The 13775-nt window shown below is 69.5% G+C and carries 10 protein-coding genes; 4 read left to right on the top strand and 6 right to left on the bottom strand.

From position 1 onward, the window contains the following. Positions 1-476 precede the first annotated feature (476 nt). Positions 477-1268 (bottom strand): IclR family transcriptional regulator, encoded by a 792-nt coding sequence (locus ACJ9NR_RS38265; protein WP_412492923.1) that lies wholly within the window; start codon positions 1266-1268, stop codon positions 477-479. Between the two features lie 270 nt (positions 1269-1538). Here ACJ9NR_RS38265 and ACJ9NR_RS38260 point away from each other — a divergent pair, with 270 nt between their 5' ends. From ACJ9NR_RS38260 to ACJ9NR_RS38250, 3 genes are read left to right on the top strand one after another with little or no spacing between them, the layout of a single operon-like run. Next, positions 1539-2879, top strand: a complete 1341-nt coding sequence (locus ACJ9NR_RS38260) for an MFS transporter (RefSeq protein WP_412492922.1) — start codon at positions 1539-1541, stop codon at positions 2877-2879. Positions 2880-2889: 10 nt separating this feature from the next. Next, complete coding sequence (locus tag ACJ9NR_RS38255) at positions 2890-3750, top strand: fumarylacetoacetate hydrolase family protein (RefSeq protein WP_412492921.1); 861 nt, start codon at positions 2890-2892, stop codon at positions 3748-3750. Then, on the top strand, positions 3747-5735 hold the full coding sequence (locus ACJ9NR_RS38250; protein ID WP_412492920.1) for a PfkB family carbohydrate kinase: 1989 nt from the start codon (positions 3747-3749) through the stop codon (positions 5733-5735). Before ACJ9NR_RS38255 ends, ACJ9NR_RS38250 begins: the two co-directional genes overlap by 4 nt. A 214-nt stretch (positions 5736-5949) precedes the next feature. Here the strand turns inward: ACJ9NR_RS38250 and gtfA are convergent, their stop codons facing one another. The 5 genes from gtfA to ACJ9NR_RS38225 form a co-directional block, all read right to left on the bottom strand. Continuing rightward, entirely contained in the window at positions 5950-7515 is a 1566-nt protein-coding gene (gtfA, locus tag ACJ9NR_RS38245) for a sucrose phosphorylase (protein ID WP_412492919.1), read from the bottom strand. Between the two features lie 435 nt (positions 7516-7950). Continuing rightward, positions 7951-8775: a carbohydrate ABC transporter permease gene (locus ACJ9NR_RS38240; protein WP_412492918.1), complete on the bottom strand. Its 825-nt coding sequence runs from the start codon at positions 8773-8775 to the stop codon at positions 7951-7953. Continuing rightward, positions 8772-9710 carry a carbohydrate ABC transporter permease gene (locus ACJ9NR_RS38235; RefSeq protein ID WP_412492917.1) on the bottom strand — a complete coding sequence of 313 codons (939 nt, stop codon included), beginning with the start codon at positions 9708-9710 and terminating at the stop codon, positions 8772-8774. Before ACJ9NR_RS38235 ends, ACJ9NR_RS38240 begins: the two co-directional genes overlap by 4 nt. Then, positions 9707-11026 (bottom strand): ABC transporter substrate-binding protein, encoded by a 1320-nt coding sequence (locus tag ACJ9NR_RS38230; RefSeq protein WP_412512779.1) that lies wholly within the window; start codon positions 11024-11026, stop codon positions 9707-9709. Before ACJ9NR_RS38230 ends, ACJ9NR_RS38235 begins: the two co-directional genes overlap by 4 nt. A gap of 592 nt (positions 11027-11618) precedes the next feature. Beyond that, the gene (locus ACJ9NR_RS38225) at positions 11619-12665 is read right to left on the bottom strand and encodes a LacI family DNA-binding transcriptional regulator (protein ID WP_412492915.1); all 1047 of its coding nucleotides are present in this window, start codon (positions 12663-12665) and stop codon (positions 11619-11621) included. A gap of 590 nt (positions 12666-13255) precedes the next feature. On the opposite strand from ACJ9NR_RS38225, the gene ACJ9NR_RS38220 reads away from it, so the two are divergent. Beyond that, the gene (locus ACJ9NR_RS38220; protein ID WP_412492914.1) at positions 13256-13696 is read left to right on the top strand and encodes a three-helix bundle dimerization domain-containing protein; all 441 of its coding nucleotides are present in this window, start codon (positions 13256-13258) and stop codon (positions 13694-13696) included. Positions 13697-13775 lie beyond the last annotated feature (79 nt).

Below are 13775 nucleotides of genomic sequence, written 5' to 3'. Positions count from 1 at the left end.
GCGCCGCGTGAGCCCTCCGAGTTTTGCGCTGCCGTGACCGGAATCCCACAGCCGTGCGCGAACTCTTCACGACTCCCGCCAACGGCGCGTCGTGAGCCGGTCCCAGGCAGGAGCCTGTCCGCGCCGGCCCCTGCCGTCCGAACCGACCAGCCGGCGGCATCGCTCACCGTCCCGTCCGAACGTCGCAGGCACGGCCGGAGCTCAAGGGATGAGGCTGCGTTTTCCCGATCCCTTGCACAGCGGCCGCCATCGCGGCTGCGGTCAGACAGGCAAGCAGGCAAGGACCGGCACGCAGGAGTGCCCAGGTCGAGCCGGCCCTTGAGGATGGCGTTGACTGATTCGATCAGCTCACGCCCGGGCGCAATGGCACGCGACCAGGACTCGCGGTGGACGTGATGTCGGACGGCACGTGGGGTCTCCGGCTGTACGGGAGCCTCGCGGCCTTCTGATGCGGGGAAGACCTTCCGGGGTTCGGCTCAGCGAGGGGGCAGGACGGCAGCCAGCTCCCGGGCCGCGTCCTGGAGCAGGGGGACGAACTCGCGCAGCCGGTCCATGGTCATCCGGTAGGCGGGGGCCGCCGTGGACAGGGCCGCGATGGCGATGCCGTCGACCCCGATCACCGGCACGCCCACCGCGCGGATGCCGAACTCGTGCTCCTCGTCGGCGACGGCGTGGCCGAGCCGGCGCACCCGTGCGATCTCCTCGGCGAACGCGTCCTGGTGAGTGATCGTGTGCGGGGTGAAGCTGGGCAGTTCCAGCTCGCCGACGAGGTTCCGGGTCTCTTCCGGCGACTGGAAGGCCACGAGGCACTTGCCCATGGCGGTGCAGTGCAGGGGGCCGCGATTGCCCGGCTCACCGGTGATCTGGACCTGCTGGGGGCCCTCGACATAGTGCACGTACAACTGATCATGACCCTCCAGCACGGACATCAGCGTGGGTTCGCAGGTCGCGGCCGTGACGCGCTGCATGACCGGCAGGGCCACACCGGCGAAGCCGCGGCCGTGCGAGACCCGCTGGCCCAGCTCGAAGAGCCGGAGCCCGAGACTGTACCGCCTGCTGTCGTCGTCGCTGTGGACGAATCCCTCGCGCTGGAGCGACTTCAGCAGTCGGTGGGTGGTGCTGACCGGGTATCCCGCGGTCTGGGCGAGTTCCGACAGGGTGGTCCCGTGCGGGTGTTCGGACAGCAGGCCGAGCAGGCGAAGTGCCTTGCCCACCATGTCCGAGCCGGTCCTGTCGGCGGCTGCCGCCGGCGCCCGATGCGATGTCACTGCCTCGCCCCTCTCCCTGCCTCCGAGCCCTCTGCGAGCCCCCACCGACTCCACGCCTCCACACGTCGCGGCGCCCGGACAGCACCGTAACGGGTCGGGTGCCGCGACGCGGCGGTCGCATGGCGGAGGGATCCGCGCAGGCCGAAGGGATCCGCGCGGGCCCTTGACGCGACGCGACCGGAAGCGGAGACTCACTCCCCGCCGCATTGTGGAATCTCTTTCCACTATACGGGAAAAGCAGCGCCGCTTTCACACTTCCCAAGGACACCCATGACCGAGCCGCACTCAGGCGCAGCCGTCCGGCAGGACGCCGCCTCCGCCAGCAGCCCCGCTCCGTCCGAGCTCGGACGGCAGCGCTGGAGCCATCTGCTGCCGATCGTGTTCATCACGTACAGCCTCGCCTACCTCGACCGGTCCAACTTCTCCATCGCGGTCGCCGGCGGCCTGAAGTCCGACCTCGGCCTCAGCAGCGGTCTCGCCTCCCTGGTCGGAGCCTCGTTCTTCCTCGGCTACTTCCTCTTCCAGATCCCGGGCGCCCTCTACGCGGAGCGGCGCAGCGTCAACTCGCTGATCTTCTGGAGCCTGATCGCCTGGGGCGCACTGGCCTCGATCCAGGCGGCGCTCACCTCGGCCACCGCGCTGATCGTGGTGCGCTTCCTGCTCGGCGTGGTCGAAGGCGCCATCCTGCCCGCCATGGTGATCCTGCTCAGCCGCTGGTTCACCAAGCGCGAACGAGGCCGCGCCAACAGCGTGCTCATCCTCGGCAACCCGGTCACCGTGCTGTGGCTCACCGCGGTGTCGGGCTACCTGATCGACCTCACCTCCTGGCGCGGCATGTTCCTCATCGAGGGCCTGCCCGCCATCGCCTGGGCCTTCGTCTTCCGCGCCCTGGTCGCCGACAGTCCCGAGCGCTCCACCTGGCTGGACCCGGCGGAGAAGAGTGCCGTGACGGCCGCCCTCGAAGCCGAGCAGCAGCACATCACCCCGGTCAACGGCTACCTGGAGGCGTTCCGCTCGCGCAACGTGGTCATGCTGAGCGTCCAGTACCTGCTGTGGAGCCTCGGCGTCTACGGGTTCGTCTTCTGGCTGCCGTCGATCGTCAAGGCCGGTTCCGGTGCCGGAATCGGCGCGACCGGCCTGATCTCCGCCGCGCCCTACGCGCTCGCCGTGGTCCTGATGGTCGTCAATTCGCGCTTCTCCGACCGCGCCGGGAGCCGCAACCGCTTCGTCTGGCCCTGGCTGGCCCTGGGCGCGGCCGCGTTCTACGGCTCGTACCTGCTGGGAAGCTCGCACTTCTGGCTGTCCTTCGTCCTGCTGGTCATCGCGGGCGGCGCGATGTACGCACCGTACGGACCGTACTTCGCCAACATCTCGGAGCTGCTGCCGCGCACCGTGGCCGGTCCCTCCGTGGCGCTCATCAACTCCTTCGGCGCCCTCGGCGGGTTTCTCGGCAGCTACCTGGTCGGCTGGGTCGACGGCGCGACCGGTACCGAGGGAACCTCGTTCCTCGTCCTCGCCGTGGCACTGCTGCTGTCGGCCCTGATCATGCCGTTCGTCCGGGCCCGTGCCGTCTCGCCCGCGGCTCCCGCGCACGTCCGCCCGGCCGCGTGAAGGCCCGTACATGCGCATCGTGAGATTCCGCCCGCAGCGCGCAACGGCCACCGGTGAGAAGCCGGTGGCCGGCTACGGCCTGGTCGAAGGCAACGTCCTGCACCAACTGCCCGACTCCCTCGACGGGTTCAACGGGTTCCACGGGTTCAAGGGTTTCGGAGGTTTCGAGGGAACGAGGCCACGCCGCACCGGACGCACCCTCCCGCTGGACTCCGTACGGCTGCTCGCACCGGTCGAGCCCCGGCTCGTCGTGGGAATGGCCCGCAACGGCGAACCCGAGGACCGCCGCCTCCCGCCCAGCGCCTTCCTCAAGCCGCCCGGGTCGGTGATCGGCACCGGCGACCCGATACCACTGCCCGCACGCGTGGGCCGGGTGGACGCCGAGGGAGAGCTCGCCGTCGTCATCGGCCGCACCGCCCGGAACCTGACAGCCGGCGACGCCCTGCACGCCGTCCTCGGCTACACCCTCGGCAACGACGTGACCGCCCGCGACCTGCAGCCCGATGATCCGCTCCAGGCCAAGGGCTACGACGGCTTCACGCCCCTCGGACCGTGGATCGAGACCGACCTCGATGCCGGCGCCGTGGACCTCGCGGTCAGCGTCGGCGGCCGATCCCCGGCCGTCGGTTCGACCGCCCGGCTCGCCCGGGGCGTGAGCGAGATCCTCGCGTACCTCACCTCCTTCCTCACCCTCCACGCCGGGGACGTCGTGCTCGCCGGTGCCCCCGGAACCCATGGGCCGGTGGCGGTGGGCGAGACGGTCACGATCAGCGCTCCCGGCCTGGGCGTCCTCACCAACCCGGTGGTCGCGGCCCCGACAGCTCCCCGCACTCCCGAGCACACTCGCTCCTTCGCCAAGGACCCTCAGTGACACCCAGGACCCCCCACCTCGACGCCGTCACCTTCGGCGAGGCCATGGCCATGTTCGTGGCCGAGGAGACCGGACAGCTCGCATCCGTCACGCACTACCGCCGGGCCCTCGCCGGCGCCGAGGTGAACGTCGCCGTCGCCCTGTCCCGTCTCGGCCACCGCGTCGGCTGGCTCGGCCGGGTCGGAGACGACCCCCTCGGCACGTTCGCCGTCTCCCGGATCGCCGCGGAGAAGGTGGAGGTGGGTGCGGTCGTCGCCGACCCCGAGGCCCCCACCGGGTTCCAGCTGAAGAGCAGGACCGACGGACAGGGCGACCCGCTGGTCGTCTACTACCGCCGCGATTCGGCCGGCAGCCGCCTGCGGCCGAGCCCCGGGGCCGACGCCCGCCTGACGTCCGCCCGCCACCTGCACATGACCGGCGTCTTCCCGGCCCTTTCCGCGCAGGCACGCGCCTTCGCCGAGTACTCCCTGCAGACCGCCAGGGCCGCCCGCGCGACCATCTCCTTCGACCCCAATCTGCGCCCGTCGCTGTGGCCCGACCGCGAGGAGATGGCCGAGGTCGTCAACAACCTCGCGACACGATCCGACTGGGTGCTCCCCGGCCTCGCCGAAGGTGAGCTGCTCACCGGGCGCACCACGCCCCGAGGAATCGCCGACTTCTATCTCGAGCGGGGCGTCTCGCTCGTCGCCGTCAAACTCGGAGCCGACGGCGCCGCGCTGTTCACCCGGGACGAAGCGTGGTGGATGCCGGCGTTCAGGGTCACGGTCGTCGACACCGTCGGAGCGGGCGACGGATTCGCCGCCGGACTCATCAGCGGCGCCATAAGCGGCCTGCCCCTCCCCGCCCGCCTGGAGCGCGCCGCCGCGGTGGGGGCCCTCGCCACGACGAGCCCGGGCGACATGGACGGCATGCCCACCGAGCACGCTCTCGACGCGTTCCTCACCGAGCAGAGGACTGCCGGCCACCAAGGCCCCGAGCGGATCGACACCGGCCGCACCGCTCCACCGGCCGCACGACAGCACCGCGCCGCGGCACGGGAGCAGACCGCCGACGAGGAGGAGACGATGAGGGTCCTGGTGCCCTGGCCGCAGATCGGCGAGCTCATGGGCGGCTGGCCGTCCAACCTGAAGGTGGACCTCTACGACGGCGAGCAGGCCCCGCCCGAGGACGTCTCCGACGTCGCGTTCTACGTCATGCCCTACGCCAAGGGCAACGCCCCGCGGGACCTGATCCCCCGCATGACCGGCCTGCGTGCCGTGCAGACTCTCAGCGCCGGAGTGGAGAAACTGCTGCCGCTCATCACACCCGGCGTCGTGCTGTCCAACGGCCGGGGCCTGCACGACGCGAGCGTCGCCGAACACGCGCTGGCTCTCGTCCTGGCCGCTCAACGCGACCTGCCCCGCAGGGTCCACGACCAGGGCGCACGGCGCTGGGCACCGCACTTCACCCGGTCACTGGCCGGTACCCGTGCGGTCATCGTCGGATACGGCTCCATCGGGGCGGCGATCGAGCAGCGACTGCTCGCCTGTGAGGCCGAGGTCGTCCGCGTGGCGAGCCACCGCCGTCCCACCGAACGCGTGCACGGCGCCGCCGAACTGCCCGAGCTGCTGCCGCACGCCGGCATCGTGATCCTCACGCTGCCGGAGTCCCCGGCCACCACCGGCCTGATGGACGCCGAGCTGCTGGCGCTGCTCCCCGACGACGCGCTCGTGGTCAACGTCGGCCGCGGCCGGACCCTCGACTCCGCGGCGCTGCGGGCGGAGACCACAACAGGCAGGCTCCGTGCGGCCCTTGACGTCACCGACCCCGAACCACTGCCGTCCGACGACCCGTTGTGGGACTGCGACAACGTGTTGATCACACCCCATGTCGGCGGTGGATCGGCCACGTTCTACCCACGCGCCGAGCGCTTCGCCGCCGAACAGCTGCGCCGGTTCGCCGCCGGCCGCCCACTCCTCAACGTCGTCACGACGACGAGCGCATGAGCATCGGGTCACCGGGTTCTGTGCGCCGACGCCACATCAAGCACACCACCCCCGCCCTGAAGAACCAGCAGGCCAACCGCACCGCCGCGGCGGCAAGGACGGCCGGCCCCCCGGCTTCGACAAGACGATCCGGCGGCGCAGGAACGAAGTTGGCTTCTGCCGCCGTGGTGCGCCGGCGTCCGGAGAGGCTCGGGCCCTGCGATCTCTCACCCGGTCAGCCGTTGCCGGGCGCTATGACGGCCATGTCGCTGTCCTGGCCGGTCCCACCGAGGGACGCGTCCGTGATGTCCAGTCCGTCGTCGCCGTCTCCCCGCGGTGAGAAGCAGGCGCGGAACGTCATGGCGCCGACATCGGCCTCCAGTTGGGCTGTGGCCCCGTTCTCGGCGTCCCACCGCAGAACCATCACCGGCCCGTCCATGGTGCAGGTAAACCTCCCGGCGAAGGCAGGATGACCGTTCCTGGCGCGCAGTACGTCGAGCAGGGTGCTCACCACCGGCCGCTTCAGCGCTTCGTCGACCTCGTGGGGCGTGTAGTGGTGGCGGTTGACGTCCCGGCCCACCCCGGTGCGGCTGAGCAGGTCGAGGTCGTTGCTGCCGGCCATGAGGCCGACGTAGTAGATCTGAGGGATGCCCGGAACGAAGAGTTGCAGCAGACGGGCCAGCAGATAGGCACGGTCGTTCCGGCCGAGCGCGTCGTAGAAGGTGCAGTTGACCTGGTACAGGTCGAGGTTCGACGCGGCGGCTCCGGTTGCCGGCCGGCTCGTTCCCCTGCTGTTGGCGTGGATGGTCTCGACGAGGTTGTCGATCTGCTCGGCGGACAGAAGGCCGGGACGATCGGGTGCGAGCTGGGAGGGACCGATGTCGATGACGCCGATGCCGTCGTGTGTGTCGAGCACGGTCACGGCGTTCTCCGGACGGATCCGCAGCCACGCGCGGAACGGTTCGGTGTCCCCTGTCATCAGGGTGTGCAGGACCAGCGGGGGAAGCGCGAAGTCGTAGACGAGATCGACCCTGCGTGCGATGTCGATCTGCTGCGTGTGGTGGCCGTGCACCTCGACGAGGACGCGTGCCCCCTGCTCGTGGGCCAATGACGACAGGCGGTCCATGACAGCGTACGCCTCGTCGGTCAGGAAGCAGTCCGTGCCTGCCCTCTTGCCGACGTAGCCGGCGGCGTCCAGGCGTACCATCCGCACGCCGGCGGACGTGAGGGAGGACAGCACCCGGTCCAAGTACGCCTCTCCCAGAGGGTGTACGGCGTTGAGGTCTATCTGCTCGGCCGTGAACGTGGTCCACACCAGCCTCTGCCTTCCGCCCAGGGTCATGGGGGTGAACGGCAGTCCGGGCCGTGGCCGGTAGATGCGTGTCAGGTCCTCCTCCGTGGCGCCGTCGGGGAAGACCGTGTCGTACGTGAGGAACATCGGTGCCCACTCGGAATCCTCGCCACGTTCGACGACATCGCGGAATTCCTCCGACCTGGCCGATAGGTGGTTGACGATGGCATCCGCCACCACCGTGTGGTGCGCGGCCAGGTCCGTGACGTCCTGCCAGTCGCCGAGGCGGGGATCGACACGCGTGTGGTCGACGGGGTCGAAACCCGCGTCGGCACCGTCGTAGGGAACGAAGAACGGAAGGACGTGGAGTCCGGCAAAGGCGCCCTGGAACGGGCCGTCCATCAAGCGGCGTACGCCTTGGAGGGAGCCGCCGAAGCGGTCCGCGTAGGTGATGAGCTGGGGGCCCATCGCGGACCAGGGCTCCGGGGTCGCGCTGTCTGCGCCGGCCATGCGGTCTACCTTTCAGCTGGGACTTGGGGCGGCCACTGGGTGGGGCCCGGGTGGGGGCGGCTCGCGCATGCCATCGGTGAGCGCTCGCGGGGTGGCCCGGCGTTCTCGGCCCGGGCGTTCTCGGCCCGGCGCCGGGACCGGTACGCCGCTGGTGCGCCGGGCGACGCCTGCGGTTCGGCCGCGTGCTGGGGCGGCGTCCTCCTCACGGGCGACCGCAGCCGGGGCGATCGTCCCTCCGGCGATGTGGGCGCATGTCGGCGGGCCGGTGCCGGCCGGCACCGTGGGCCTGCCTCGGGTGAGAAGGGTGAAGGAACCGGCACGGGCCGGACGGCGGGAGTGCGCGCCGGCCCTCGCCGGGCGAGGGGCGAGAGCTGCCGCGAGTGGTCCTACGGAGCTGAGCCAAGAGTCTTCTGCGGCGTTCGCGGAACGCCGTGGTCATCCCTTGACGGCTCCTTGCAGAAGGGCCGTGACGAAGTGCCGCTGGAAGATGATGAAGACGAGGACTGCCGGCAACATGATCAGCAGCGAACCGGCGGACAGGAGCACCACGTTGGTGCCGTAGTGCCCCTGGAAGGCGCCGAGGGCACCGGCAACGGTGCGCTTCGCCGGATCGTCGATCAGGGCGATGGCGAGCAGGAACTGGTTCCACGTCCACAGGAACAGCAGGATCGCCAGGGAGGAGATCGCCGGTCTGGCCAGCGGGAGGTGGATGCGGCGGAAGACGGTCCACAGCCCTGCCCCGTCCACCGACGCCGCCTCGGTGAGCTCCTTCGGCAGGGACAGGTAGAAGGTGCGCATCCAGACCACGCTGAAGGGCATGAACAGCCCCGTCAGCGGGAGGATGAGCGCCCATCGCGTGTTGAGCAGTCCCATCGACTCCAGCTGGTAGTACAGCGGTGTGATCAACGATTCGGTGGGGATGGTGAGACCCACCAGCAGGAGACCGAAGACGATGCGGGCACCGGGGAATCCGAGCACGGCCAGTCCGTAGCCGGCCGCGGCGGCGAGCGCCAGGGCGACGGGGACGACGCCCAGCACGATGAGGAGGCTGGATCCCAGCAGTGGCATCAGATCGGCCGCGTGGAAGGCGTCGATGAAGTTGTGCCAGTGCGGGTGGGACGGCCAGCTGATGCCGTGGGGCGTGGTGTTCTGCGGCGCCAGCGCCGTGGTGAACAGAGACAGGAACGGGATGGCCGTCGCCGTGATGAACAGCACGAGCATGACTCGCCCGGCGATGAGTTGAGAGCCGCGATGGTTCATTCTGCTCCCCGGGAGATGCGTTGCAGGGGGGTGACCACGAGGAGGACGAGCACCATGAGGACCACGGCGGTGGCCGACGCCAGCCCGACGTCCCGCTGGGTGAAGGCGAGTTGGAAGATCTGCAGGCCGGGGACCAGCGTCTGGGTGCCGGGTCCGCCTTGCGTCGTCACGTAGACGATGTCGAAACTGGCGAGGGCGGCGATGACCGTGACGGTGACGCAGACGCCGATCTCGCGGCGAAGGCCGGGGAGGGTGACGGCCATGAACTCCTGGACGAGGCCCGCCCCGTCGATCCGGGCCGCGTCGTACAGGGTGGGGTCGATCTTGTTGATGCCCGTGATCAGCAGCAGTGTGCACAGCCCCAGGGAGACCCAGGAGCCGATGAGACCGACGGCGGTGAAGGCCCAGGTGAAGTCTCCGAGCCATGCCCTTGACCAGCTACCCAGACCGATCAACCGCAGGAACTGGTTCAGCACTCCGTCGCTGGAGTAGACCCAGCTCCACGCCAGCGCCGCGGCCACCAGGGGAATGACCTGCGGAATGAACAGCACCACGCGCGCCGTCTTGGCCAGCGGCCCGTTCGGCAGACCGTGCAGCAGCGCCGCGGTGACCAGCCCCAGGCACACGGGGATCACGGTGAAGAAGAGGATCAGCTCGAAGGCGTGGGCGATCGGCGTCAGCTGTTCGGAGGAGGTCAGAACGCGACGGTAGTTGTCGATTCCGACGAAGCGGGCGACTCCGATGCCGTTCCAGTCGTAGAGGGAGTACTGCACCGACACCACCAGCGGGCGCAGTACGAACACCGCGTACGGCACCAGCGCCGGAAGCACGAACAGCAGCCCCGCCCAGCGCCGCGCCCGGAGCCGGGATCCCGGCCGACGGGACACCGGGTCCTGCCGGCCGGAAGCGGCGGTGCGGTCGGAAAGAAGCGTCACTGCGACAGCTCCTTTTCGTAATCGGCCTGGAGCTTCTTCGCGAAGCCCGCTCCGGTTTCGCGGCCGGTGATGAGTTTCTGCAGCTCTGGCTTGATGGTGTTGGCGTAGATGCCGGCCGTTGCGTTGGCGGTGAAGTCCACAGCGACGCCCTTCTTGGCGAGGGTGTTCGTGGCCTGCAGCGTCTGCGCGACCACGGATCCGCCGGGGACGGCCGGGAGTGCCAGATCCGTGGGGCCGCCGGGCGAGGAACCGGTGACATCGACGATGATCTTGCGTGCCCTGCTGTTGGTGTGGACCCAGTTCAGGAAGAAGGCCACCGTCGCGACGTTCTTGGACTTCGTCGGAATCGCGTAGGTGGCGGGCGCGCTCATGGCGACCGGGCGGCCGCCGGCCGAGGCGGGCGGTGCGAGGAAGAAGCCGACGTTCTTACCCATCGACTTCGCGAGGTTCTGCGACTCCCAGTCGCCGTTGAACATGAACAGGCCCCCGCCCTTCTCGAACCGGGACATCATGTCGGTGTAGGTCAGCGCGTTGGCGTCCGGGGTGAAGTAGCCTTTCGCGCCCCAGGAAGCGATCTTGTCGGCAGCCTTGACCGTGGCCGGGGTGTCCAGATCGGCTCCGGGCTTGTCGAACACCCAGTCCGCGATCTTCTTGGGGTCCTCGTACTGGTTGAGCAGCGCCTGGAACGGGAAGTTGATGCCGCCGATGTCGTTGAACTGCACGATCGGCTGGACCCCGGCTTTCTTGGCCCTGGCCAGCAGGCTTTCCAGTTCCGCCACCGTACCGGGCGGATTCTTCATGCCGATCCTGGCAGCCAGGTTCTTGTTGTAGAAGATCCCTGTGACGTTGTAGCCGATTCCCAGCGCGTACAGCGGTCCACTGCCGCGGACGCCCTTTTCACTGACTCGCATCTGGTCGATCAGGCCGGTGGAATACGTGTCCCAGCCGTACGCCCGGGCATATCCGTCCAGGTCGGCCAGCAGTCCGTCCTTGACGGACGCGACGATGGTCGGGATCCGGATCAGATCGGGCGCGTCGCTGCTCGCCATGACTCTCGGAGCGTTCTGGGTGATGACGGCGAACTGGTCCTGGCGGATCTTTATCTTGACGTTCGGGTACTGCTTCTGGAACTCCTCTGCCAGCTTCACCGGCAGGGGGAAGCCTGTCTCGACATAGAAGTTCAGGGTGACGGGCCCCTTCGGCGCCGCCGCGCTGACCGTCCTGCCCGCCGCGCTCTTGGCGCCGGCCCCGCTCGAGGAACTCCCGGGAGCGCTGCAGGCTGCGGTCAGAGCCACACCCGCGGCGGCGGACAGCACCCATCGGCGAGAGATTCCGGGCGTTTGCCGGCGCTCCTGAGAACTGGATCGAGACATGGCGACTCCTTCTGGCGTGTGCGAGACGGCACTGGTCAGTGCAGTGGCAAGTTTCGGATCAAGGTTCCTGCCAGTGAGTTCGCAGGGTCGTCCGAGCCCGGTGAACAAAAGCGGCGATTTCCCGGCCGGTTGAAATCATCCGGTCAGCCGGCGTGCCGTCCTGCACTGGCGGAAGCGGCCGGAATGGGCCGCGGCGATACATGAGGTCGGACACGGTGTGAACCGTGGGCCGCAATGGCGGCCGGTGGTTCTCCTGCGAAAAATGGGAGGTGGTACTCGTGGCGACGGGACAGCGCCCTTGGGTGGGCCTGCCCGATCGCCTCCTTCATGGCCGCCCAGGGCCTGGCGCTGTCCATGTCGTGGTACGACCCGGCCAGACCGGCGGGCGCTGCGGGAGCAGCGGCGGGGTGTGTCCCAGGCGTGCTCGTTCGGGACGGCTCGTGGGAGCCGGTGTGCGTGGCACCGTGGCCGGTGACGCCCGCGGTCCGGGCGGGCACGCGATCACGGCAGTCTTCCGGGAAGGCCGGCGCAAGGCCTACGGCGACGCCACGAAACGAGGTGGGGCAGTGGTGTCGCGTAGTTCGAGCATGGTCGGCATCTGCATGTGGTCCGCCACCTTCGCGTCGGGGTTGTCGAGCCGGCGCAGCAGCAGCCGCGCCGCTTCTGCGCCTTGGTCGGCGACAGGCTGGGCAATGGTCGTGAGGCCGACCACTGCCGACAGTTCGTGATCGTCGAAGCCGATGAGCGAGATGTCGTCGGGCACCCTGAGGCGGTGCAGCCGCAGGGCGCGCAACGCTCCCATGGCCATCTCGTCGGACTGGGCGAACACCGCCGTGGGAGGGTTGGTGACGGCCAGCAGTCTGCTCATGGCCCGCTCACCTCCCTCGACCGTGTAATCGCCGTCCACTTCCAGTTGGGCGTCGTATGTGATGCCGCTTTCGTTCAGCACGTTCAGATAGGCGAGCCGGCGCTGGACTGGAGTGGTCCAGTGCAGCGGCCCACTGCTCCCGGCGATCATGCCGATCCTGCGGTGCCCCAGGTTGACAAGATGCCGGACGGCCGCCTCGGCCCCGGCCCGGTCGTCGATGCCCACCACCGTGAAGCCGGGGCGAGCCTCACCGACGATCGCGGCCAGCGGCACGTCCAGCGACCGCAGAGCGGCGGCTTCGTCCTCGTCGGGGATGAGGAGCGAGAGAACGGCGTCCACGCGTTTGCGCACCGGGAGCTTGGCGAAGAAGCGCTTGCGCACGTCCGCCGAGCCCAGGTTGTACAGCAGAACGTCGTACCCGGCGGCACTGAGAACCTGTTCCGCCGCGTCGAGCACGGTGCCGAAGAACCATCGTCCGAGGTAGGGGGCGATCACACCGACCGTGTACGTCCGCCCGCTGGCGAGGCTCGACGCCGAGCGGGACGCCACGTAGCCGAGGGAGGCCGCGGTCTCCGCGATGCGCGCCCGAACCTCGTCGGAAACACCGGTCTGACCACGCAGTGCACGCGACACCGTGGAAGGTGAGACACCCACCGCCTGCGCGACATCGGTGAGACTGACGGTCATGTGGTGCCTTCCGGTTGCGCCGATCACGAACGTGTGAGGGGGAGACGACCAGAACGTAAACCAGCTCTCCGTCCTGCACAAGCGCTTGAGTTGAATTTTCTCCGCACGGCTTGATCGCACACTCTGTGCCAGGACTCACCGAGCGCATGCGCTTGCGTAGACGGGACCGGCCATCGGCCCGGTGACCGCGCGCCCGGGCGGTGCCGTGCCGGTGGTCGCATGACCCACACCCCGCCGATGGCGACGGCGTCTGCGCCGGCCGCAGAGACGATCTCGAAGTTGCGCCGCATGGCGGACCTCCTCGACTTCGCGGGAGCTTCCTCCGGACCCGCACCGTCGCCGTCGCGCCGGGCCCTGCGGCCGCTGTGCCGTGAGTGCAGGGACGGCTTGGAGACGGCTGCCGGGCGACTTGGGGCTGTTCGGCCCTCGCCATGGCGGGCACGGGGCGCGTACGTCTGGGGACATGACCGCCACGCTGCCTGTCGCGAGGACGAGAAGATCCGCGAACTGCTGCGCCGGTATCCGTATCGCCGCACGCGAGGCGGCGATACGGCACCGCTTCAGGCACCCGGCCCGCAGGAGGTGTGCGGTGGACGACTCAGATTGCGTGAAACGTTGTGCGCCCACCGCAGGCGGTGGCATTCGCCGGTTCATCACCGATCGGAGACGGGGGCTCCGCCCCCACCGTGCGAAGGCAGAACCGGGCAGGCTGTTCCCGACCCTCGTCTGCCCCGCCTACACCGCAGGAGGTGCAGAAAGTGATCTCCCGCCCCGTCGTCACCGCTGACCAGCCAGGCGGTCACTGTCGCGACACCCGACCAGCCGGCCCGCCGACAGCGGCCGCGGAGGAGCGTGCCCGAGAGGACGTCCGGGCGCGGCTCCTGCACCGTTTCCCGCACGTGGCGTCCGAGGCCCTGGAGACGGCGGCGGCAGAGGCGTTCGCGTTCTTCGCCGACGCGCGCGTGCGCCACTACGTCCCCGTGCTGGCCCTCAAACGCGCCTCCCAACGGCTGTCCGCCCGTTTCGGCACCCGCAGCGAGCAAGGCGGTGAACCATGAAACCGACCCCGAAGTGCGTTCTCGATCGATCCCGCCCCTGCAACGCCTGCATCGCCCCGGATCCCCGTAGCTGCCCCTA

Origin of the sequence: Streptomyces sediminimaris, assembly GCF_047049295.1 — a bacterium.
In the GTDB taxonomy this organism is placed as follows: Bacteria; Actinomycetota; Actinomycetes; order Streptomycetales; family Streptomycetaceae; genus Streptomyces; species Streptomyces sediminimaris.
Note: the sequence above shows the minus strand (reverse complement) of the source record. Positions and strands in the feature narration are given on the sequence as shown.